Origin of the sequence: Kitasatospora sp. NPDC089797 (genome assembly GCF_040684795.1) — a bacterium.
Classification (GTDB): domain Bacteria; phylum Actinomycetota; class Actinomycetes; order Streptomycetales; family Streptomycetaceae; genus Kitasatospora.
The window spans coordinates 82,081-104,079 of sequence record NZ_JBFBGS010000023.1 but is presented as its reverse complement, the minus strand read 5'-3'; the positions used below and the strand labels follow the sequence as shown (position 1 = coordinate 104,079).

Annotated in this window: 15 protein-coding genes; 9 read left to right on the top strand and 6 right to left on the bottom strand. The window is 74.4% G+C overall.

What is annotated here, in order from left to right; translation table 11 throughout:
• Nucleotides 1-192: 192 nt before the first annotated feature.
• A complete protein-coding gene (gene lnt / locus AB0O91_RS20165) occupies nt 193-1,872 on the top strand; it encodes an apolipoprotein N-acyltransferase (RefSeq protein WP_363434885.1) in 1,680 nt (559 codons plus the stop codon).
• On the opposite strand, the gene AB0O91_RS20160 is transcribed toward lnt, so the two are convergent.
• The 3 genes from AB0O91_RS20160 to gdhA form a co-directional block, all read right to left on the bottom strand.
• Nucleotides 1,848-2,612: a VOC family protein gene (locus AB0O91_RS20160; protein WP_363434883.1), complete on the bottom strand. Its 765-nt coding sequence runs from the start codon at nt 2,610-2,612 to the stop codon at nt 1,848-1,850. The genes lnt and AB0O91_RS20160 overlap by 25 nt on opposite strands.
• Before the next feature lie 259 nt (nt 2,613-2,871).
• The gene (locus AB0O91_RS20155; protein WP_363434881.1) at nt 2,872-3,747 is read right to left on the bottom strand and encodes an AraC family transcriptional regulator; all 876 of its coding nucleotides are present in this window, start codon (nt 3,745-3,747) and stop codon (nt 2,872-2,874) included.
• Nucleotides 3,748-3,943: 196 nt separating this feature from the next.
• The gene (gene gdhA, locus AB0O91_RS20150; protein ID WP_363434878.1) at nt 3,944-5,350 is read right to left on the bottom strand and encodes an NADP-specific glutamate dehydrogenase; all 1,407 of its coding nucleotides are present in this window, start codon (nt 5,348-5,350) and stop codon (nt 3,944-3,946) included.
• A gap of 336 nt (nt 5,351-5,686) precedes the next feature.
• On the opposite strand from gdhA, the gene ribA reads away from it, so the two are divergent.
• The gene (ribA, locus tag AB0O91_RS20145; protein WP_363434875.1) at nt 5,687-6,316 is read left to right on the top strand and encodes a GTP cyclohydrolase II; all 630 of its coding nucleotides are present in this window, start codon (nt 5,687-5,689) and stop codon (nt 6,314-6,316) included.
• Nucleotides 6,317-6,412: 96 nt separating this feature from the next.
• Here the strand turns inward: ribA and AB0O91_RS20140 are convergent, their stop codons facing one another.
• The 3 genes from AB0O91_RS20140 to AB0O91_RS20130 all read right to left on the bottom strand — a co-directional run bounded on the left by AB0O91_RS20140 (nt 6,413) and on the right by AB0O91_RS20130 (nt 13,420).
• Nucleotides 6,413-9,451 (bottom strand): hypothetical protein, encoded by a 3,039-nt coding sequence (locus AB0O91_RS20140; protein WP_363434873.1) that lies wholly within the window; start codon nt 9,449-9,451, stop codon nt 6,413-6,415.
• A gap of 815 nt (nt 9,452-10,266) precedes the next feature.
• Nucleotides 10,267-12,477, bottom strand: coding sequence for an EAL domain-containing protein (locus AB0O91_RS20135; RefSeq protein ID WP_363434870.1), 2,211 nt, complete (start codon nt 12,475-12,477; stop codon nt 10,267-10,269).
• A 136-nt stretch (nt 12,478-12,613) separates the two neighbouring features.
• A complete protein-coding gene (locus tag AB0O91_RS20130; RefSeq protein ID WP_363434867.1) occupies nt 12,614-13,420 on the bottom strand; it encodes an SAM-dependent methyltransferase in 807 nt (268 codons plus the stop codon).
• Between the two features lie 308 nt (nt 13,421-13,728).
• Here AB0O91_RS20130 and AB0O91_RS20125 point away from each other — a divergent pair, with 308 nt between their 5' ends.
• The 7 genes from AB0O91_RS20125 to AB0O91_RS20095 all read left to right on the top strand — a co-directional run bounded on the left by AB0O91_RS20125 (nt 13,729) and on the right by AB0O91_RS20095 (nt 21,899).
• Nucleotides 13,729-14,205, top strand: a complete 477-nt coding sequence (locus AB0O91_RS20125; protein ID WP_363434864.1) for an SRPBCC family protein — start codon at nt 13,729-13,731, stop codon at nt 14,203-14,205.
• Nucleotides 14,202-15,443 (top strand): aminotransferase class I/II-fold pyridoxal phosphate-dependent enzyme, encoded by a 1,242-nt coding sequence (locus AB0O91_RS20120; RefSeq protein WP_363434861.1) that lies wholly within the window; start codon nt 14,202-14,204, stop codon nt 15,441-15,443. Before AB0O91_RS20125 ends, AB0O91_RS20120 begins: the two co-directional genes overlap by 4 nt.
• A gap of 323 nt (nt 15,444-15,766) precedes the next feature.
• Nucleotides 15,767-17,053, top strand: coding sequence for an ergothioneine biosynthesis glutamate--cysteine ligase EgtA (egtA, locus tag AB0O91_RS20115; RefSeq protein WP_363434974.1), 1,287 nt, complete (start codon nt 15,767-15,769; stop codon nt 17,051-17,053).
• Nucleotides 17,050-18,474 (top strand): ergothioneine biosynthesis protein EgtB, encoded by a 1,425-nt coding sequence (gene egtB / locus AB0O91_RS20110; RefSeq protein ID WP_363434858.1) that lies wholly within the window; start codon nt 17,050-17,052, stop codon nt 18,472-18,474. The genes egtA and egtB overlap by 4 nt, the downstream gene beginning before the upstream one ends.
• On the top strand, nt 18,474-19,223 hold the full coding sequence (gene egtC / locus AB0O91_RS20105) for an ergothioneine biosynthesis protein EgtC (RefSeq protein ID WP_363434855.1): 750 nt from the start codon (nt 18,474-18,476) through the stop codon (nt 19,221-19,223). The genes egtB and egtC overlap by 1 nt, the downstream gene beginning before the upstream one ends.
• A 45-nt stretch (nt 19,224-19,268) precedes the next feature.
• A complete protein-coding gene (gene egtD / locus AB0O91_RS20100) occupies nt 19,269-20,240 on the top strand; it encodes an L-histidine N(alpha)-methyltransferase (RefSeq protein ID WP_363434852.1) in 972 nt (323 codons plus the stop codon).
• 231 nt (nt 20,241-20,471) lie between these two features.
• Nucleotides 20,472-21,899 (top strand): sugar porter family MFS transporter, encoded by a 1,428-nt coding sequence (locus AB0O91_RS20095; protein WP_363434849.1) that lies wholly within the window; start codon nt 20,472-20,474, stop codon nt 21,897-21,899.
• Nucleotides 21,900-21,999 lie beyond the last annotated feature (100 nt).

The window sequence follows — 21,999 nt, the reverse complement described above, 5'->3', positions numbered from 1 at the left end:
TCGGGTTCGGGTTCGGGTTCGGTCTGGTCGTTCCGATGACCGGGCCCTTGCGGACGACCGGGCAGGTGCCGGTGCCCGGGCTGGTGTCGACGACCGGGCCGGTGCCGATGGCCGGGCCGGTGCCGATGACCCGCGTCAACCTGGCGTGCCGCCATCTGGCACCGCGCCGCGCCCGAGCGGACAATACGGGGCATGTCGCGCCGCAGCGGTCCCGTCGCCCCAGCCCCGAGCACGGCTCGCCCGGAGGAACCGGAGCCGCGCGCGCCGCGGCGCCTGCGCTACCGGGCACGGATCGGGGCGCTGGCGGCCGGCGCCGTACCGGTGGTGGCGTTCCCGGCACCGGGGCAGGCCTGGCTGGCCTGGGTCGCGCTCGTCCCCGGGCTGCTGCTGATGCAGCGGGCGCCGTCGGGGCGGGAGGCGGCGGTGCGCGGCTGGTGGTTCGGGGCGGGGTTCATCCTGACCGCGATGTACTGGCTGGTGCCGTCCGTCGGGCCCGCCCTGCCACTGCTCGCGGTGCTGTTCGGGGCGCTCCAGGCGCCGGTCGGCTACACCGTGCACCGCCTGCTGCGCCCGCCGCTGACCACCCGTCGGGCCCTGCTCGCCCTGCTGGTCGTCCCGGCGGTCTGGGTGAGCGCCGAGTACGCGCGGTCCTGGCACGCGCTCGGCGGGCCGTGGGCCCTGCTCGGCGCCACCCAGTGGCAGCACCCGGCGATCCTGGGGCTCGCCTCGGCGGGCGGGATCTGGCTGGTCAGCGCGGCGGTGGCGGCCGTCAACACCGGAGTGCTGGTGGTGCTGACGTCGGTGCACCGGCGGCCCCGGGCCGTCGCGGCGCTGGTGGCCGTCCTGGTGCTGGCCGCCGGTCCGGTGCTGTTCGCGCTGCGACCGGCGCCGGTGGGTGCCGGGGCGGTGACGGCGGCCCTGGTCCAGCCCGGCGTCATCGAGGACCCGCAGGCCCGCTTCGACGCGAGCGCGCGGGCCACCACCGACCTGGTCGGGCAGCCGGTGGACCTGGTGGTGTGGGGCGAGAGCAGCACCACCGCCGACCTGGACCGCGACCGGACCGCCCTGGACACGCTCCGCCGGCTCGCCGCCACCACCGGCGCCGAGGTGATCGCCGGGGAGGACGCCCGAAAGGCCGACGGGCGGATCTCCAAGGACGCGGTGCTGGTCTCCCCGGCCGGGGTGGTGGACCGCTACCGCAAGATCCGGCTGGTGCCGTTCGGTGAGTACATCCCGCTGCGGCCGGTGCTCGGCTGGATCGCCGGGGTCAGCCGGGCCGCGGGCGAGAACCGGGCCCCCGGCACCGCCTTCCACGTCCTGCCCGCCACCGACCGCGAGGGTCGGCCGCTGCCGGTCGGGGCGCTGATCTGCTTCGAGTCGGCCTTCCCGGACATGGCGCGCACCGCGGCCCGGGACGGCGCCCGGGTGCTGGTCTACCAGTCCTCGACCTCGACCTTCCAGCACACCTGGGCGCCCGAGCAGCACGTCTCACTGGCGGCGATCCGGGCCGCCGAGACCGGCCGTCCGGCCGTCCAGGCCTCGCTGACCGGGGTCTCCGCCGCCTTCGACGCCCAGGGCCGGCAGCTGGCCCGGCTCGGTACCGACCGCACCGGCGCCCTGACCGTACGGCTGCCGCTCACCGCGCCGGGGACGCTGACCTGGTACGACCGGATCGGCGACGTGGTGCCGCTGGGCGCACTGCTGGTCACGGCCGGCGCGGCGGTGGCGGCGTGGCGCTCGCGCGGCCCCTCGCGCGGCCTCCGGAGCACGGACGGGCCGGACGGACCGGGCGGGCCGGGCGGGCCGGACAGGTCGGACGGGTCGGACGGCGGCGGGCCGGCCTCGGATCAGTGCTCGGCGCCGTCACGGTAGATGCCGAACACCGCGCCCTGGGCGTCGCGCAGCACGGCGATCCGCCGGCCGCCCGCCATCGAGACGGCGGGCATCAGCACGTCCGCGCCCATCGCGACCGCCCGGCCGACCGTGTTGTCGGCGTCGCCGACCGCGAAGTACGGCAGCCAGTGCGGCCGCACCTCGGGCGGGAAGCCGTCGTCCATCACCAGCATGCCGCCGAAGTCCTGGCCCTCCAGGCCCCACTGGGTGTAGTGCTCGCCGGGGGCGACGGACCAGCCGAAGACCTTCGGGTAGAAAGCGGTCGCGGCGGCCGCGTCCCGGGTGGCCAGTTCCACCCAGCCGAGCGAGCCGGGCTCGTTGAACACCCCGGCGCCCTTGAAGGCGCGGGCCTGCCAAAGGATGAACACGGCACCGGACGGGTCGGCGGCCACCGAGAAGCGGCCGTGCTCGGGGGCGTCCGTCGGCTCCTTCCGGAGCGTGCCACCGGCCGCCTCGACCCTCGCCGCCGTGGCGTCGGCGTCGGTGACCGCGAAGGCGACCGTCCAGGCGGTCGGTTGCTGCGGCGCGTAGCGCGGGCCGACGGCGGCGACCGGCGCCTCGCCCAGGAGCATCCGGGTGGAGCCCTCGGACTCGGGGCGTGCGTCGCTCTCCGGGCGCCAGCCGAAGAGTTCGGCGTAGAAGGTCCGGGCGGCGGGCGGGTCGTCGGTGCCCAGCTCGACCCAGCAGGGGGCGTTGGTGGTGACGGAGGTCTGCTTCATGGCTCCTGGCTCTCAGGGGCTGTCGGGACTCCCGGGGCTCTCGGGCTACTGCCCCCGCCCCGGCCACCCCCGTCCCAGCATGCGGGGCGGGGCCGACCGGGGCGGGCCCGGTGGGCCGAACGGGGGTGACCGGGGCGACCGACGGCCGAGAGCCGACGGGTGACGGGCGACAGATGACAAAGGACAGATAACAGATGATGAAATCTGTTATCTGTCCTTTGTCATCTGTCAGCCATGGCCGACCGACCGGACCCGCAGCTCAGCCGCGCGGGATCCGGGTCACCGGCAGCCAGAGCTCCGCCTCCGCGTCACCCGTCCCCGGCACGAAACGGGTCTGCAGGAGCTCCGGCCCCGGCCGGGTCTCGTACGGGTTGGACGGGAACCACTGGCTGTAGGTGTCCCCCCACATCTCCTGCAACGCCTGCGGGAACGGGCCGCTGTTGGTGAACACCGCCCACGTCCCGGCCGGGACGTGCAGCACCTCCAGGTCCGCCGGGACGACGGCGCCCTCACGCGCCACCACCGCGTGCCAGTAGTCCAGTTCGGACCCCTCTTCCCGGTTGGGCGAGAAGTCGTCCGTCACCGACACGATGCCGAGCGGGTCCTCGGCGGTCAGCGCCGTGATCCGCTCGACGGTCTCCGCGCCGAGTCCCTTGATGAAGTCGGCGATGTGCGGGTTGACGCCCTGGTAGATCAGGGGCACCCGGGCCTTCCGGCCGACGATCCGGAAGTCCGGCTTCTCGATGATCCGGTACTCCATGCTGCTGCTTCCCTCCACGATGAGTCGGAAGGACATCCGGGGTTGGGAGATGAGCGCCGCACCGTCGCGCCGGGCCTCCCCGGGGCCGACCCCGTGCATCGCCCGGAACGCCCGGGCGAACGCCTCCCCCGAGGTGTAGCCGTACCGGACCGCGATGTCGAGCAACGTCCGCCCGCCGTCCAGTACTTCGGCCCCGGCGACGGTCAGTCGCCGGCGCCGGACGTACTCCGACAGCGGCATTCCGGCGAGCATCGAGAACAGCCGCCGGAAGTGGTACTCCGACGTCATCGCGATCCGCGCCAGTTCGGCCACGTCGATCTCCTGCTCCAGGTCCCGTTCGATGTGCTCCATCGCCCGGTTCAGGTGCTCCAGCACGTCCACCCCGTCCTTCCCTTGCTGATCACCACCGTAGGAAGGACCCACCCTGCCGCACCCGACAATCGGTGCCCGCCGCGGTCGGGTACCCGTGGGCAGGCGTCCGTCGGACAGGCGGGCAACGGACAGGCGGGCAACGGGCAAGCGGGCATCGGGCAGGCGGCGTTCGCTCCGCGGCCGGCCGCAGGCCCCGGGATCAGACCAGGCCCTGAGCCAGCATCGCGTCGGCGACCAGTTCGAAGCCGGCGATGTTCGCGCCCACCACGTAGTCGCCCGGGTGCCCGTAGCGCTCGGCGGTGGTGAAGCAGGAGTCGTGGATGTGCGTCATGATCCCGGCCAGCCGCTCCTCGGTGCGCTCGAAGGTCCAGGAGTCGCGCGAGGCGTTCTGCTGCATCTCCAGCGCACTGGTCGCGACGCCGCCCGCGTTGGCCGCCTTGCCCGGCCCGAAGGCGACCCCGGCCTCCTGGAGGACCCGCACCGCCTCGGGGGTGGTCGGCATGTTGGCCCCCTCGGCGACGGCCAGCACGCCGTTGCGGACCAGGGCGAGCGCGTCGGCCTCGGTCAGCTCGTTCTGGGTGGCGCAGGGCAGCGCGACGTCCCCGGGCACGCTCCACACGCCCGGCCCCTCGACGAACCGCGCGTGGCTGCCGCGCAGTTCGGCGTACTCGGCGATCCGGCCCCGCCGGACCTCCTTGACCTCCTTGAGCAGTTCCAGGTCGATGCCCTTCTCGTCCACCACGTAGCCGGAGGAGTCGGAACAGGTGACCACGGTCGCGCCGAGCTGCTGGGCCTTCTCGATCGCGTACACGGCGACGTTGCCGGAGCCGGAGACGATCACCCGGCGCCCGTCCAGGTCCTCGCCCCGGCTGCGCAGCATCTCGGCGGTGAACAGCACGCAGCCGTAGCCGGTGGCCTCGGTCCGGACCTGGGCGCCGCCCCAGCCGAGGCCCTTTCCGGTGAGCACGCCGGCCTCGTAACGGTTGGTGATCCGCTTGTACTGGCCGAACAGGTAGCCGATCTCGCGGCCGCCGACGCCGATGTCACCGGCCGGCACGTCGGTGTGCTCGCCGAGGTGCCGGTGCAGCTCGGTCATGAAGGACTGGCAGAACCGCATGATCTCGGCGTCCGAACGGCCCTTGGGGTCGAAGTCCGAGCCGCCCTTGCCGCCGCCGATCGCCAGCCCGGTGAGCGCGTTCTTGAAGATCTGCTCGAAGCCGAGGAACTTGACGATGCCGAGGTTCACCGACGGATGGAAGCGCAGACCGCCCTTGTACGGGCCGAGGGCGCTGCTGAACTCCACCCGGAAGCCGCGGTTGACGTGGATGTCACCGGCGTCGTCCGTCCACGGCACCCGGAACATCAGCTGCCGCTCGGGCTCGCAGATCCGCTCGATGATCCGGGCGTCGAGGAGTTCGGGGCGGTGCGCGAGCACCGGGGCCAGGGTCTCCAGCACCTCGTGGACGGCCTGGTGGAACTCCGTCTCGCCACGGTTGCGGCGGACCACCTCCGCGTAGAGCGTCTCGATCGCGCGCTGTTCGGCGTCGAAGCGGGGCCGGGCGGAGGGGGTGGCGGGGGAGGGGGTGGTGGCGCGGTTCGAGGGCATCTGATCAGGACCTTCCGTGGTCGTCGGTGGTCGTGCGCGAGGCGTTCCCGTGCCCAGGAAACGGGACGCAGTCTCGCAGTGTCCACACCTCGGCTCCCATTCCTTCCACATGCTGGAACGCGGGGCGGGAACAGGCGGGGCCGGCGGGGCGTTGTCCGCCTCCGTGGTCGAGCCGGTCACCGGCAGTAAGCAGTTGTTCAAATTGGAACAACCGAGTACGGTCGACTCCCGAACCACCCGAAGCACCTGACCTACCTGAACCACCCGGATCCATCCGGATGGACCGGGATCCCCGCGATCCGGCCAGGTCCACCCCCGATCGACGGAGGCCCGTCCATGCCTCAGCCCGGCTCCGCCACCGTGCGCTCACACGTGCGCATCCCGCTGACCTTCCCCGACGGCTACCGGGCCGAGGCGGAGGTCTTCACCTTCCACGACCTCGCCGACGGCGCCGAACACCTGGCGCTCGCCCTCGGCACGGTCCCGGACGGCGGGACCCCGCTGGTGCGCCTGCACTCCGAGTGCCTGACCGGCGACGTCTTCGGCTCGGACCGCTGCGACTGCGGCCCGCAGCTGCGCGAGTCGGTGGAGCGGATCGCCGAGGCCGGCGGTTACCTGCTGTACCTGCGGCAGGAGGGCCGGGGCATCGGGCTGTACAACAAGCTCGACGCGTACGCCCTCCAGGACTCCGGGCTGGACACGTACGACGCCAACACCGCGCTGGGCCTGCCCGAGGACGGCCGGGACTACACCGCGGCCGCGCAGATGCTCGCCGCGCTCGGCGTCGACGGCATCGACCTGCTGAGCAACAACCCGGACAAGGCCGCCCAGTTGGCCGAGCTCGGGATGACCGTCCGACACCGGGTGCCCACCGGCGTCCATCTGTCCGCGAGCAACGTCCGGTACCTGACGGCGAAGGTGGAGCGGACCGGGCACTCGATCGCGCTCTCCCGACTGGTGGGCTGAGGACGACGGCCGGCCGCGTTCAGATGTCGGACAACGACTGACAGATGTGCGACAGCCGACAGATGACAGATAACGAAATCTGTTGGCTGTCATCTGTCAGCTGTCGGCTGTCATCCCCCTCCCCCGCATCATCCGCAGCACCCCGTATGCCGCCAGCGGCAGCGCCACGAACAGCGCGGCCCAGAAGGCCCCGTGCCCCCACCAGCCCGCGACCGCGCCGAACACCCCCTCGAACACCGGGATCCGCAGCGCCTCGACCGGTCCCAGCGCTCCGGGCCAGGCACCCAGGAGCAGCGTGCCGAGGATCCAACCGATGAACAGGACGCGCGCGGTGACCGGCGTCCCGAGGGTGCTCAGCAGCGACACCGCCGCCAGCAGGAGGACGAACCCCGCCTGGTACGCCGCGCCGGTCTGCCCCGTCCCCCAGGACTCCGGGGTCCGGTGCACCCCGGTGGCCGCGAGCCGCACCTCCACCACCGCCCACAGCAACAGCAGCAGCACTCCGGTGCCGGCGAGCGCGAACCGCAGCCGGTCCCGGGTCCCCGCACCGCCGGTACGCCACTTCCCGGGGCCGCCGGCCGCACCCGCACCTCCCCCGGCGCCGTCCGGCACCGGCTGCCCCGCGACCCGGGCCGCCCGCGCCGCGCGCCGGTCGAGGTCCCGCCAGGCCTCCCGGACCCGCGCCCGGGCCGCCTGGGCGGGCCTGAGCAGCCGGTTCGCCGCCCGCTCGGTCAGCACGAGCGCCGCCACGATCGCCACCACCGCCGCGATTCCGGACCAACTCCCCATCCCGCCCTCGAACATGACCACCCGCTCGGCCACCGGCCGCGGCGCCTCCAGGGCCGTCATCGGTGGCCCGAGCCGCAGGTAGCCGATCGCGAAGGCGCCCGCACCCGTCGCCAGGGCCGCGCCGAGACCGACCGGCGCCGGGAAGAACGCGAGCACGGCGGCCGCCGTGAAGGCCGCGCCGAGCCGGCCGACCACCTGCTCGGCCGCGTGCTGCCCCGCGAGATGCAGCCGCCCGCCGAACAGGCCGGGTGAGAGGTCGAGTTGGTGCCCCGCCTCGATCGGGTAGCGCAGCACCGCCCCCGCCCAGAGCAGCAGCCCGAAGCCCAGCACCAGCAGCGCGACCGCCGCCGCCCGGCGCGGCAGCATGGTGCGGGCGTACGGCCACCACAGCCGCAGCCGGGCCGCCCAGTCCACCGGGGGCCGCCGACGCCGCTCCCGCCACAGCCGGGCCGCCGCCCGCCCGGCCCGGGTCCCGCCCTGCTGCAGCACGCCCGGGCCGGGCTCGGGCTCGGGGCGCTCCACCCGGCCCCGGCCGCGCCGCCGCAGTGCCTCCGCGGCCACCATCGCCGCCCGCCCCGCGACCTGCTCGGGGTCGGCCCCCACCGCCCGCCGCCGCAGCGCCGACCAGCGACGGCGCACCACCTCCCGCGGGGTGGCCGCCGCCGGGTCGGGCACCGGCCGCCGGGCCGCCGCGCGCGCCGCCGTACGGACCCCCGCACCCGCCGTCAGCGCCCCGTCCAGCACGGTGGCCGCGACCACCGCGGCGAGCTCCGACACCCGTGCGGGCAGCGGCAGTCGGTGCAGCGCGGTGGGCAGCGGGGAGAGCCGGCCGAGCACCCGGTACCGCTCCTCGGGGCGGATGCTCAGCCAGACCGCCAGCCGGTGCGCCTCCTCCCGCTCCTCCGGGCTGAGCCCGCCGTCGCCGCGCCGACCGCCTCCGACGGTGCGGGCGGTGCGCTCCACCTCGGCCAGCACGTCCGGGAGGGCGGCCAGCGCGAGCAGCCGCGCGCAGTGCTCGCCGTAGCACTCGGGGTGGAAGCAGTCGTAGCGCGCGGCGAGGGCCGGGGCGCCGCCGCGGACCAGTTCGTCGATGAACGCGGCGCCGTCCGGCTCGGTGACGATGCGTTCCAGTCCGGCCGGGTCGACCGGGCGGTCCCGGTAGTGCGGGACCGCCGACGGGGCGTACGCGGCGCCGAGCGCGAGCACCGCGACACCGGCCACGGCCTCGCGCCGGGAGCCCGGCGCCCGGACCACGTCGGTGAGGTGGTGCAGGTCGAACACGGAGTCCGTGACCTCGTCGCGCAGCCAGTCGCGCAACCGCTCCGCCCCGACCGCCGCCAACCAGCGGGCCGCGGCACCGGAGTTGCGCAGCAGCACCTCGGCGAGCCGGGCCGGATCGGTGAACGGGTCGCCGAGGAAGGTGATCGGCCGCCGGGCCTGCGGACGGCGCCGGATCACCTCCGGGCTGCCGCCGGCCAGCCAGCTGCGGACCTCCGGGGCGGTCCAGCGGTCCTCCGGCTTCTTGGTGAACAGGCCTTGGAGCAGCAGCAGTTGGCGTTGGTCGGTGACGGCGGCGAGGTCCACCTCCTCACCCATGACCAGCTCCAGCTCCAGGTCGTGGTCGGCGGCCGGCTCACCGTCCGGGCCGACGAACCGGGGGCGGCCGACGAACAGTTCGTACAGCACGTTGCCGAGCCCCCACCAGGGCCCGGCCTCGTGGTTCTTGCCGGCCAGCTGTTCGGGGGCCATGTAGGCGACGGTGACCATCATCGCCGAGGTGAAGCGACGGCTGTCGGTGAGCCGGTCGACGCCGCCGAAGTCCGCGATCACGAACTCCCCCGGGCCGCGGCCGGGGCGGACCAGGATGTTGGCCGGTTTGAAGTCCAGCGGGTTGCGCTGGATCCTCCGCTGCCAGAACTCCAGCAGCGAGACCAGCTCGTAGACGATCTGCTCGGTGGTCCGCGGGTCGGTGTGGGCGCCGTTCCGGTGCAGCTGCGCGACGTGCGCGGAGAGGGTGACCGGCAGGTACTCCATCGCCACCCAGTCGACCGGAGCGCCGTCGTGGCGGACCCGCCCGAAGTCGATCAGGTGCGGGACGTGCCGGCGGAAGCCGTCGTTGCGCAGGTGGTCGAGCAGGTCGTGGTCCATCGGCTGGCCGGCGACGGCCACCTTGACCGCCGCGTCGGCGCCGCCGTCGGTGCGGCGGACGTACCAGACGGTGCCCTCGGAGCCCGCGCCCGCCCGGCCCAGCGGGGTGAAGCGCTCGCGGAGGGCGTCCGGGAAGCCGTCCACGCCGTGCGCGCCGTCCTCCCCGTGGGCGCCGTTCACGCCGTTCGCACGGTGCACGCCGTTCGCACGGTGCGCGCCGTTCGCGCCGTTCACACCGTGCGCGCCCGGCCCCGGGCCGCCGTTCGTACCCGGTCCCGGACCGATGCGGTCCTGCCAGGACGGCGGGCCGCCCGCCGGTCGGGGCCGGGGCCGTACCGCCTCGGTGGCGGCCTCCGGGTCGAACCGCCCGGGGGCACCCGGCCGGATCCTGGTCGCGGCCTCCGGGCCGCGCCGGGGGCCGGGCACCCGCCTGGTCGCGGCCTCCGGATCATGCCGGGGGCCCGGCAGGCGTCGGGTCGCGGCCTCCGGGTCCACCCCGCCGGGCCGCTCGGCCCCGAGCCGCGACGGCCGGTCCGCACCGGGCTCCCCGACGGGCTCCGCACCGCCGCCCGCACCGCCCCGCGCCCCGCGCCGCCGGTCCCACGACCCCCGGAACCGCGAACCCCGCTCCCGCGAACCCCAGTCCACCCTGGTCCGCGGCGGCTCTCCGGGCCGCCCCTGGGACCGGCTCTCCTCGGCCGGGCCGGCGTCCTCCGTTGCGCCCATCGCGGCGTTCCCCTCCCCGCTCCCCCGGGCCGGTGCGAAGGCCGCGCCACGGTCGCACCGGTGCCGGGTGGTGATGTCGACGCGTCATCATCCCGCATGTCGGGCAGGGGTGCCGGGCGCTTTCCGGAACGGTTCCGGAACGCTTGCCGGAACGGAACAGTCCTGCCACGAAGGGCCGTTCGGGGCCGCTGGGGACAACCTCACCGGCACGACCGGACGTTCACGCTCCCGGGCCCGCAACACCGCTGCCACGGCGGGAGTTCACGGCCGAGCCGGCGGACCGGAGGTCACTCCGTCCCGACCGGGCGCCCCGCCGGCTCCTCGACGATCCGACGGGCGATCTCGACGGGCCGCACCGGCCGGCCGAAGTGCCAGCCCTGCGCCCAGTCGCAGCCCATGTCGCGCAGCCGCTCCGCGTCCTTGCGGGTCTCCACGCCCTCGGCGGTGACGTTGAGCCCGAGCGTGTGCGCCATGGACACCAGCCCGCTGACGATCCGCCAGCCGGTGGCCCCGTCCTTGGCCGGGTCGTGCAGGTCGCCGACGAAGGAGCCGGCGATCTTCAGCCCGGAGACCGGCAGGTCGCGCAGGTAGGCGAGGTTGGACCAGCCGGTGCCGAAGTCGTCGACCGCCAACGAGACGCCGAGGTCGACCAGCCCGTGCAGGGTGCGCAGCGCCTCGTCCTCGGGGCCGACCACGGTCGACTCGGTGATCTCCAGCTGCAGCCGGGCCGGGTCCAGACCGGTGCTGTCCAGGATCCGGCCGAGGTCGGTCACCAGCGCGGCGCTGCGCGCCTGCCGTACCGCCAGGTTGACGTTGAGCTGCGGCGCGGCGTCACCGTACCGCTTGATCCACTCCGCGGCCTGGCCGCAGGCCTGCTCCAGCACCCAGCGGCCGAGCGGCATGATCAGCCCGGTCTCCTCGGCGGTGGTGACGAACTCGTCCGGGCCGAGCACGCCGAGCTGCGGGTGGCGCCAGCGCACCAGCGCCTCCACGGCGGCCATCCGGCCGTCGGCGAGCCGGTAGAGCGGCTGGTAGTCGATGAAGAACTCGCCGCGGTCCAGGGCGGCCGGCATCCGGACCGACACCGCGTAGCGGCTGACCGCGCGGGCGTTCTCCTTGGGGTCGAACAGCGTCCAGCGGCCGCGGCCGGCCTCCTTGGCGCGGTACAGCGTCAGGTCGGCGGCCCGGACGGCGGCGCCGGGGGTGGTGGTGGAGACCCGCCGTTCCAGCACGCCGACGCTGGCGCCGACGGCGAGCTTGTGGTCGCCGATCAGCACCGGTCCGGCCAGTGCCTTGAGCACGGTCCGGGCGGCGGCCACCGCCTCCTGCTCACCGCGGCAGTTCTCCAGCAGGACCACGAACTCGTCGCCGCCGAGCCGGGCGACCAGGTGGCCGAGGGGTGTGAGGGCGGCCTTCAGCCGGGCGGCGACGGCGGCCAGCAGCTGGTCGCCCATGTCGTGGCCGAGGCTGTCGTTGACGATCTTGAAACCGTCGAGGTCGACGTAGCAGAGACCGAAGCGGGCGCCCGGCTCGGGCTCCTCGAACAGCTTCTCCAGCCGCTCGAAGAAGGCGGCGCGGTTGGGCAGGCCGGTCAGCGGGTCGTGGGTGGCCTGGTGGCGCAGCCGCTCCTGGAGCCGGTAGCGGTCGGTGACGTCCTCCAGCATCGCGACCTGGTACTGCGGGGCGCCGTCGTCGTCGCGGATCAGCGAGACGGTCAGGTGGGTCCAGACCACCTCGCCGTCCTGGCGGTAGTACGGCTTGTCGAACTGGAAGTACTCCCGCTTGCCGCCGATCAGTTCCTCGTACGCCTCCCAGACGCCGGGGGTGTCCTCGGGGTGGACGAGGTCGTCGACCCGGCGGCCGACCATGTCCTCCGGCCCCGCTCCGAACAGTTCCTGCACGGCCTTGTTGACGGCCAGGATGTTGCCGTCGGTGTCGCCGATGGCGATGCCGATCGCGGCGCTCTCGAACAGGGCGCGGAACCGGGCCTCGGACTCGCGCAGCGCGCGTTCGGCCTCCTTGCGGGCGGCGTCGGCGGCGGTGCGGATCGCCTCCTGCTCGCTGAGCGTGCGCTCGCGCAGGGCGTTCGCCCAGCCGGCCGCGAAGGCGCCGGTGAGGGCGGGGCCGCGGCCGTCGTGGACCGGCTGGGCCTGGAGCAGTTCGACGGCGCGGGCGAGCAGGACCGGGTCGGTGAAGTGCGCGTCGACCAGTTCGGCACCGACCCGGGCGGCCAGCGCCGGCTCGAAGGGGTCGCCCTGCTGGGCGCGGTGCAGCAGCGCGGCGGTGCGGGCGACCAACCGGCCGAGCAGACCGGGGGCGACGGCGATGCCGTGGTCGGCGGAGAGCAGCCGGGACCAGGCCTCGTGGAACCGCTCGGCACTGCCGCCCGCCGGGACCGCGCCGGGCTCACGCTCCGGTCCGCTCCCCCGGCCCGGTCCTGCCAGCGGGCCCGTGCCGCTCGTCGGACCCGCGCCGCTCGTCGGGCCCGTGCCGTTCATCGGACCGCCCCGGTGGCACCGACAGCGGCACCGGCACCGGGCCGGGGCACGGTCGCGCCGGTAGCGCGCAGGACCGGGCGCCCGGCGGCCGCCGCGCGGGGCGCGCGGCCGTCGGTTGCCCTCCCGGCGCGACCGCTCAAGGGCGGAACCCCACGCCCGCCACCCCGGCGATCCGCTCGGGGTGCTCGCCGACGGTGCCCGGCTGGTCGGGGCGCCACTGCGGCAGGTGGACCACACCCGGTTCGACCAGGTCGAAGCCGGTGAACATCGCGGTGACCTGCTCACGGGTGCGCATGGTCAGCGGGGTCGGGGTCCTCCGGTAGAGCTCCTGGTGGTCCTCGGCCTGGTCCGGGCGGGCCTCCAGCGCGGCGTGCGACAGCACCAGGGCGCTGCCGGCGGGGAGGCGGTCGCGGACCGTGGCGATCAGCTTCCAGGGGTCCTCGTCGTCGCTGACGAAGTGGGCGACGGCCACCAGCAGAACGGCCACCGGCTCGCCCGCGGCCAGCAGACCGGCCACCTCGGGACGGTCCAGCAGGTCCTCGACGTCGCGCAGGTCGGCCTGGACGACGGCGCTGTGGGGGTCGTCCTCGAGCAGCAGGCGGCTGTGGGCCACGGCGACCGGGTCGCGGTCCACGTAGACCACCTCGGCCTCCGGGCGGATCGCGCGGGCGATCTCGTGCACGGCGCCGAAGGTGGGGATGCCGGAGCCGATGTCCAGGAAGCGGCTGACCCCGCGCTCGGCGAGGAAGGCCACGGCCCGGCGCAGGAAGGCCCGGTTGGAGCGCATGATCTGGGGCAGCTCGGGCCACAGTTCCATCGCCCTGCGGGCCATCTCCCGGTCGACCTCGAAGTTGTGGGAGCCCCCGAGGTAGTAGTCGTAGACCCGTGCGGCGTTCGGTTTGTCCAGGTCCGTACCTTCCGGTACCCAGCTCGGTCGCCGCATGCCCGTGACTCCTTCACTCCGCTTCCGGGGGCAGCGCCGGGAAGTGCTGCCGTGACTCATGAGACTACAAGCACACAAGATCCTCCCCCGCACCCCGAACGGGTGCAAGCGGAGTGCCCCCTTCCCCGGAGTGGCGTTCTTCGCCCGGGATTTACCGGGTATTCACGACATTCCGACCAGGGCCGGGCGGCGGGACCCGGCGGAGACCGGGCCAACTCGGCGGCCGTTCACCGCCGTTCGCCACGGTTCACCGCCGTTCACCGCCGTTCGCCACCCGGGCGGCGGGTACGGACGGTTAGGGTGGGCCCGTGGATCCCAACCACTACCGGTTCCGGGGCGTGTGGCGGCTCACCGCACCGGCGGCGGCGGTGTACGCGGCCCTGGAGGACGTCCGGAGCTACCCGCTGTGGTGGCCGGAGATCCGGGAGGTCCGGCAGACCGGCGCGGAGTCCGGCGACGTGGTGATCCGCGCGCTGCTGCCGTACCGGCTGGTGGTCGGCCTGGAGGCCCGGCGGCGCGACCCGGCCGCCGGAGTGCTGGAGGCGGCGATGCGGGGCGACCTCGACGGGTGGTCGCGGTTCACCGTCACGGCGGACGGGCCGGGCACCGGATGCCGGGTGCTGTTCGAGGAGGACACCCGGCCCGGCAAGACCCTGCTGCGGCGCCTCGCCCTGCCGCTGCACCCGCTGTTCCGGGCCAACCACGCGGTGATGATGCACCGGGGCCGCCGCGGACTCGCGGGCTACCTGGCGGGCGGCGGCGGACGAGGGACGGCGAACAGATGACAGACGACGACTTTCGGCGAACGGATGACAGATTTCATCAGCTGTCATCTGTTCGCCGCCCGCCGACCCCCGCACCCGCCCCCACCGCCTCCACCGCCCCGGCACCCGCCCCCTCGTTCGACTTCGACACCCCCTTCGACCGCACCGGCACCGGCAGCAGCAAGTGGGCCCGGGCCGACGCCCCCGGGGTGATCCCGATGGGCCTCGCGGACATGGACCTGCCCGGACCGCCCGCCGTCGCCGAGGCGCTGGCGGCGCGGGCCCGCCACCGCGCGTACGGCTACACCGTCTGCGACCCCACCGGACGGACCCTGGTCGCCGACTGGTACCGCGCCCGGCACGGGGTCGAGGTCGACCCCGACTGGGTCCTGCTGCTGCCCTGCGGCCCCCGCACCGCGCTCCGCATCCTGCTGGAGACCATCCGGCCGCAGGCCCCCGTCCTCCTCCCCACCCCCGAGTGGAGCGGCTTCGCCCAGCTCTGCCGCGCCATGCGCCTCCCCCACCACGAGCTGCCGCTGCGCCCGGCCCCGGGCGGCTACCGGCTGCCGCCCGGCCCGTTCCCCCGCCCGGCCGCCGCCGTGCTGCTGAGCAGTCCGCACAACCCCTCCGGCCGGGTGTGGCCGAGCGGCGCGGTGCGCGGCCTGGCCGCCTGGGCCGCGGAGAGCGGCGCACTGCTGGTCTCGGACGAGGTGCACGGCGACCTCACCCACCCCGGCCACCACCACCCCGTCGCCGTGACCACGGCCGAGCCGGCGCACCGGTCCTCCGTCGTGACCCTGAACTCCGTCGGCAAGACCTTCAACTGCTCCGGCATCCCCAGCAGTTTCGTCCTCGTCCCCGACCCGGCGCTGCGCGCGCGGTTCACCGTGGCGCTGGCCGACTACGGCCTCTGGGAGGGCGGCCTGCTGGAACAGACCGTGCAGCGGGCCGCGCTGGGTGCGGGCGGCCCCTGGCTGGACGCCCTGCTCGCCCACCTCGTCGCCGCCCGCACCCGGCTGACCGACCGGCTCGGCCCCGCCGTCCGCTCCGCCCCGCAGGCCTCCTACCTGCTCTGGCTGGACGCCGCCGCCCTCGGCCTGCCCGCGGGCGACGCCCGCGCCGCGCTGCTGGCGCGCTGCGGCCTGGAGGCCTCCGACGGCGCCGAGTTCGGCCCGGGCGGTGCCGGCGCGCTGCGGCTCAACTACGCCCTGCCCGGCCGGGTGCTGGACACCGTCCTGGCCCGGCTGGACCGGTTGTGACCACGGCCGCGGACCCGCCGCGGCCGCCGGGGCGGACCGGGCCGTGACCCGGGCATGTGCCGGTGTCGCATACGCCCGCGGACCCCCGCCGGGACCCCCGCCCGACCATCCTCAAAACCCCCTCATTCACCCGTTCGCCACGCCCCTGACCTGCGAAGACGAACATTCACGCGATATTTGCGGAGCGCCCCCGCATGCTCCGTAGCAGACTGGGCAGGGTAGACCGGGCCGCAATCGTGATCCCGAGGATGGTGAGTCCGGTGATACCGATATCCCGCACCACTCCGCCCGACCGGCAGAGCGCACCACCACCCCCGACCGGGGTGACCCCGTTGACCGAATCGGGGGCGCGCAGCCACGTGTCGGGCGTCTGTTTCAAGATCGGACCGCCCCGTCTGGTGGGCGTCGAGGTCGAGTGGTTCGTCCATGACGACCGATGTCCCGGCCGGCCCGTACCGCCGGAACTGCTCCACGCCGCACTGGAATCGCTGCCCCTCGGCGGCCCGGACGGCACCTCGCTCCCCTCCGGTTCGCGCCTCACGCTCGAACCCGGCGGACAGGTAGAGCTCAGCTCCCCGCCCGCCACCGGCCTCCTCGCCTGCGTCGAGGACACCCGACGCGACCTCACCGCCCTGCGGGCCGCCTTCGCGGCCCAGGGCCTCCGCCTCACCGGCACCGGGACGGACCCGCAGGCCCGCCCCCGCCGCATGGTGCTGGACCATCCCCGCTACCTCGCGATGGAGCGTTTCTTCGACTCGGCCGGCCCTTGGGGCCGGGTCATGATGACCGGAACCGCCTCCGTCCAGGTGTGCCTGGACGCCGGCGACGCGGCCGGTCCGCACGCGGTCGGGCGACGGTGGCGGTTGGTCCATCTGCTGGGCCCCGTCCTGGTCGCCGCCTTCGCCAACTCCCCCCTCCTGGACGGAAAGCCGACCGGCCACCGGTCCACCCGGCAGACCGTCTGGTCCCGGATGGACCCGACCCGCACCCTCGCCCCGGAGCCGGATCACGGCGACCCGCGGGAGGCCTGGGCACAGTACGTGCTGGACGCCCAAGTCCTCTGCGTGCAAAGGCCGGAGGGGCTTCCGTGGACCGCCCCGCCCGGTCTGACCTTCCGGGACTGGACCCGCGGCCGCGGCGAACGCCCGCCCACGCTGGACGACTTGGCCTACCACTGCACCACCCTGTTCCCGCCGGTGCGCCCGCGCGGCCACCTGGAGCTGCGGATGATCGACGCCCAGCCCGGGGACGGCTGGGTGGTGCCCACCGCCCTGGTCACCGCGCTGCTGGACGACCCGGTGGCCGCCGACACCGCGCTCGCCGCGCTGGCACCACTGGAGTGCCCGACCGGTCCGCGCCCACCGCGCAGCGACGTCTGGCTCCGCGCCGCCACCCTGGGCGTCGCCGACCCCGAACTGCGCCGCGCCGCCCTCACCTGCTTCGCCGTCGCCGACGCCGCGCTGGGCCGCCTGCCCGGTGCCGACCGGCTGCGCGCCGCCGTCGCCGAGTTCGCCGAGCGCTACCCCGCGCGCGGCCGCTGCCCGGCCGACGACCAGCTGGACGCCCTGCGCGCCGGCACCCGACGCACTCCCCCGGAGGAGGCACCATGACCGACGTCCGACCGCCCGCCGCCCCCGGAACGGGAGCACCCGGCCGGGAGCCGGGCACCGAGGCCCTGCGCGACACCATCGCCGCCGAGCTGCTCGCCGCCCGCGCCCGGACGGCCGCGCTGACCGACTGCGTCGAGGACGCCGACCTCACCGCCCAGCACTCGCCGTTGATGTCCCCGCTGGTCTGGGACCTCGCGCACATCGGCAACCAGGAAGAGCTCTGGCTGCTGCGCAACGTCGGCGGCCGCGACCCGCTCCACCCCGAGATCGACCCGCTGTACGACGCGTTCCAGCACCCCCGGGCCGAGCGCCCCGCCCTGCCGCTACTGCCGCCCGCCGAGGCCCGCGCCTACGCCCACGACGTACGCGGCCGGGTGCTGGACCTGCTGGCCGCCAGCCCGCTGGAGGGCGCGCCGCTGCTGGACGCCGGGTTCGCCTTCGGGATGATCGCCCAGCACGAACAGCAGCACGACGAGACGATGCTGATCACCCATCAACTCCGGCATGGCGAGCCCGCCCTGACCGCTCCCCCGCCGCCGCCCGCCCCCGCCGACGCGGCCACCCTGCCCGCCGAAGTCCTCGTCCCGGCGGGGCCGTTCACCATGGGCACGGACACCGAGCCGTGGGCGCTGGACAACGAGCGCCCGGCCCACGCCGTCGACCTGCCGGCCTACTTCCTGGACACCGCCCCGGTCACCAACGCCGCCTACCAGCGCTTCATCGCGGACGGCGGCTACGACGAACCGCGCTGGTGGACGGCGGAGGGCTGGGAGCACCGCCGACGGGCCGACCTGACCGCCCCGCTGTTCTGGCACCGGGAGGACGGCCAGTGGCTCCGCCGGCGCTTCGGCGCGGTCGAGCCCGTCCCGCCGGACGAGCCGGTGCTGCACGTCAGTTGGTACGAGGCGGACGCCTACGCCCGCTGGGCCGGGCGGCGGCTGCCGACCGAGGCCGAGTGGGAGAAGGCCGCCCGGCACGACCCGGCCACCGGCCGCTCGCGCCGCTACCCGTGGGGCGACGGCCCGCCCGGCCCCGAGCACGCCAACCTCGGCCAGCGGCACCTGCGCCCGGCCGCCGCCGGCAGCTATCCGCAGGGCCGGTCCCCCTACGGGGTGGGCCAGTTGATGGGCGACGTGTGGGAGTGGACGGCCAGCGACTTCCACCCCTACCCGGGCTTCCGCGCCTGGCCCTACCGCGAGTACTCGGAGGTCTTCTTCGGGCCCGAGTACAAGGTGTTGCGCGGCGGCTGCTTCGCGGTGGCACCGGTCGCCTGCCGGGGCACCTTCCGCAACTGGGACTACCCCGTGCGGCGGCAGATCTTCTCCGGCTTCCGCACCGCCCGCAGCCTGGACCACGACCGGCGCCACGACCCGGAGCGCAGCCCGGGGCACAGCCCGAACCGGCACCCGGGGCCGAACTGATGTGCCGTCACATCGCCTACCTGGGCGAGCCACTGGCACCACAGGACCTACTGGTGCACCCGCTGCACGCGCTGTACCGGCAGTCCTGGGCACCCCGGGCCCAGCGCTACGGAACGGTCAACGTGGACGGCTTCGGCCTGGGCTGGTACGCGGACGGCGACGAGCTGCCGGCCCGCTACCGCCGGGCCGGGCCGATCTGGGCCGACCCGACCTTCGCCGACCTCGCCCGGGTGATCCGCACCCGGGCCCTGCTGGCGGCCGTCCGCTCCGCCACCGACGGCTGCGCGGCGGGCGAGGCCGCGGCCGCGCCGTTCTCCGCCGGACGCTGGCTGTTCAGCCACAACGGCGCGGTGGCCGGCTGGCCCGGCAAGCTGGACGCACTGGCCGCCCTGCTGCCGCCCGCCGAGTTGCTGGAGCTGGAGGCCCGGACCGACTCGGCCCTGCTGTGGGCGCTCACCCTGCACCGGCTGCGCCGGGGCGCGGAGCTCGGCGAGGCGCTGGCGGGCACGGTGGCGGACGTCGCCGCGCACACCACCGGCCGGCTCAACCTGCTGCTCACCGACGGCACCGCGATCGCCGCGACCACCTGGGGCGACACCCTGCACCACCGCGAGCTGCCCGGCCTCGGCACCGTGGTGGCCTCCGAGCCGTACGACGAGGAGCCGGGCTGGACGCCCGTCCCGGACGGCTCCCTGCTGCTGGTCGACGGCGGCGGTGTCCGGGTCCGACAGCTCCCCAGTCACTACTGACCCTCCACTCTCCCTTCATCTTCTGAACAGAGGAACCACCCTGTCATGGACACATTCGATCTCACCCGACTGCTGCCCGCCGACCACTTCAGCACCGCCCTGCACCACGACGTCCGGCACGGGCTGACCGCCGACCCCAAGTGGCTGCCGCCGAAGTGGTTCTACGACGCCCGGGGCAGTGAGCTGTTCGAGGAGATCACCCGGCTGCCCGAGTACTACCCGACCCGCGCCGAACGGGCCATCCTCACCGCCCGGGCCGACGAGATCGCCGCCGCCACCCGGGCCCGCACCCTGGTCGAGCTCGGCTCCGGCTCCTCCGAGAAGACCCGGCTGCTGCTGGACGCGCTGCGCTCGCGCAGCGACCTGGAGACCTACGTCCCGGTGGACGTCAGCGAGAGCGCCCTGACCGCGGCCGGCGCCGCGCTCGCCGCCGAGTACCCCGGGCTGGCCGTGCACGGCGTGCTCGCCGACTTCACCGCCCGGCTCGGCCTGCCCCCGGACGGCGGCCCCCGCCTGGTCGCCTTCCTCGGCGGCACCCTCGGCAACCTGCTGCCGCAGGAGCGCGCCGCCTTCCTGCGCCACCTGCGCGCCGCCCTCGCCCCGGGCGACTTCCTGCTGCTCGGCACCGACCTGGTGAAGGACCCGGCGGTGCTGGTCGCCGCGTACGACGACGGCGCCGGGGTGACGGCCGAGTTCAACCGCAACGTGCTCAACGTGCTCAACCGCGAGCTGGGCGCCGACTTCGAGCCGGCCGCGTTCGAGCACGTCGCGCTCTGGGACGCGGAGCAGGAGTGGATCGAGATGCGGTTGCGCTCGCTGCGCTCGCAGACCGTGAAGATCCCGGCCCTGGACCTGCCGGTGCACTTCGAGCGGGGCGAGGAGCTGCGCACCGAGGTCTCGGCCAAGTTCCGCCGGGAGGGGGTGGCCGCGGAGCTGGCGGCGGCCGGACTGCGCCTGACCCACTGGTGGACCGACCCCGAGGGCCGGTTCGGACTCTCGCTCTCCGCCCCGGCCTGAGCCGACGACCGACCCGGCCGGGCACAGCGCAGCACAGCACGACACGGCGAGGCAGCGCACGGGGAGGCACCACACGGCGAAGCACCGCACCAGTCACCGGAGGCTCAATTTGCTTGTTCACCTTACGAATTCTCAGAGCAAAATTTGAGCTTCTCCGTGTACAAGGGTTGAACGAATAGGGGTTACGATCTCGGCTACCGAGCTCAGCGTTGAGTACCAGGAGTCCAGATCGTGAGCGTCACCCAGAAGCAGCCCTCCGGGGCGGCCGAGGCCACCGAGCCCGGCCGCCTCGGCTTCGTCGTCTTCATCACCGCCGCTGCCGCCCTCGGCGGCTTCCTGTTCGGCTACGACAGCTCCGTGATCAACGGCGCGGTCTCCGGCATCCAGGGGAAGTTCGGGGTCGGCAGCGGCGAGACCGGCCTGATCGTCTCCTCGGCACTGCTCGGCTCGGCGGTCGGTGCCGCGCTGGCCGGCCGGTTCGCCGACCGCTACGGCCGGATCAAGGTCATGAAGGCGGGCGCGCTGCTGTTCGCGGTCAGCGCCGTCGGCTCGATGCTGCCGTTCTCGCCCTGGGACCTCGCCCTGTGGCGCGTCCTCGGCGGCGCGGCCATCGGCATCGCCTCGGTGATCGCCCCGACCTACATCGCCGAGGTCGCGCCGACCAAGTACCGGGGTCGGCTGGCCTCCTTCCAGCAGGCCGCGATCGTGCTCGGCATCGCGATATCCCAGCTGGTCAACTGGGTGCTGGCGGACGCCGCCGGCGGTGACACCCGCGGCCACCTGCTCGGCCTGGAGGCCTGGCAGTGGATGCTCGGCATCTGCGTCGTCCCGGCCGCGGTCTACTTCGTGCTGTCCTCGATGATCCCCGAGTCCCCGCGCTACCTGATCCAGGCCGAGCGCCTGGACGAGGCCCGCACGGTGCTGGCCCGGGTCGAGGGCGAGGGCGTGGACCCCGACGCCCGGATCGCCGAGATCCGCGGGCTGATCGCCTCCGACCACCGGCCGCGCTTCCGCGACCTGCTGGGCGGCCGCTTCGGCCTGCTCCCGATCGTCTGGGTCGGCATCGGGCTGTCGGTCTTCCAGCAGCTGGTCGGCATCAACGTGATCTTCTACTACTCGTCGATCCTGTGGCAGTCGGTCGGCATCGACCAGAGCAACTCGCTGCTGATCAGCTTCATCGGCTCGGTCATCAACATCCTCGGCACCGTGATCGCGATCCTGCTGGTCGACCGGATCGGCCGCAAGCCGCTCGCCCTGATCGGCTCGGCCGGCATGGCCGTCACCCTCGCCGCGGCCGGCTGGGCGTTCTCCTCCGCCACCGGCTCCGGCGACAACGTCACGCTGCCCGACCTCCAGGGCACCGTCGCACTGATCTCCGCCAACGCCTTCGTGCTGTTCTTCGCGATGTCCTGGGGCGTGGTGGTCTGGGTGATGCTCGGTGAGATGTTCCCGAACCGGATCCGGGCCGCCGCGCTCTCCGTCGCCGCCTCCGCGCAGTGGATCGCCAACTGGGTGATCACCGTCTCGTTCCCGTCGCTGTCGCGCTGGAACCTGTCGGCGACCTACCTGGTGTACGCGGCCTTCGCGGCGCTGTCGATCGTCTTCGTCGCGAAGTTCATGAAGGAGACCAAGGGCGTCCGGCTGGAGGACATGGGCTGACCAGCCGTCCGTCCGCCGGTCCTGTGGTCCGGCCTCCGGCCCCCGCACCCTAGCGCGCAGAGCGCGGGTGCGGGGGCCGAATCGTTCACTCCCTTCGACG

Bases quoted from the DNA above. Each gene is read 5' to 3' on its own strand.
- lnt (WP_363434885.1), top strand. From the start codon at position 193: ATGTCGCGCCGCAGCGGTCCCGTCGCCCCAGCCCCGAGCACGGCTCGC.
- AB0O91_RS20160 (WP_363434883.1), bottom strand. From the start codon at position 2,612: ATGAAGCAGACCTCCGTCACCACCAACGCCCCCTGCTGGGTCGAGCTG.
- gdhA (WP_363434878.1), bottom strand. From the start codon at position 5,350: ATGCCCTCGAACCGCGCCACCACCCCCTCCCCCGCCACCCCCTCCGCC.
- ribA (WP_363434875.1), top strand. From the start codon at position 5,687: ATGCCTCAGCCCGGCTCCGCCACCGTGCGCTCACACGTGCGCATCCCG.
- AB0O91_RS20135 (WP_363434870.1), bottom strand. From the start codon at position 12,477: ATGAACGGCACGGGCCCGACGAGCGGCGCGGGTCCGACGAGCGGCACG.
- AB0O91_RS20130 (WP_363434867.1), bottom strand. From the start codon at position 13,420: ATGCGGCGACCGAGCTGGGTACCGGAAGGTACGGACCTGGACAAACCG.
- AB0O91_RS20120 (WP_363434861.1), top strand. From the start codon at position 14,202: ATGACAGACGACGACTTTCGGCGAACGGATGACAGATTTCATCAGCTG.
- egtB (WP_363434858.1), top strand. From the start codon at position 17,050: ATGACCGACGTCCGACCGCCCGCCGCCCCCGGAACGGGAGCACCCGGC.
- egtC (WP_363434855.1), top strand. From the start codon at position 18,474: ATGTGCCGTCACATCGCCTACCTGGGCGAGCCACTGGCACCACAGGAC.
- egtD (WP_363434852.1), top strand. From the start codon at position 19,269: ATGGACACATTCGATCTCACCCGACTGCTGCCCGCCGACCACTTCAGC.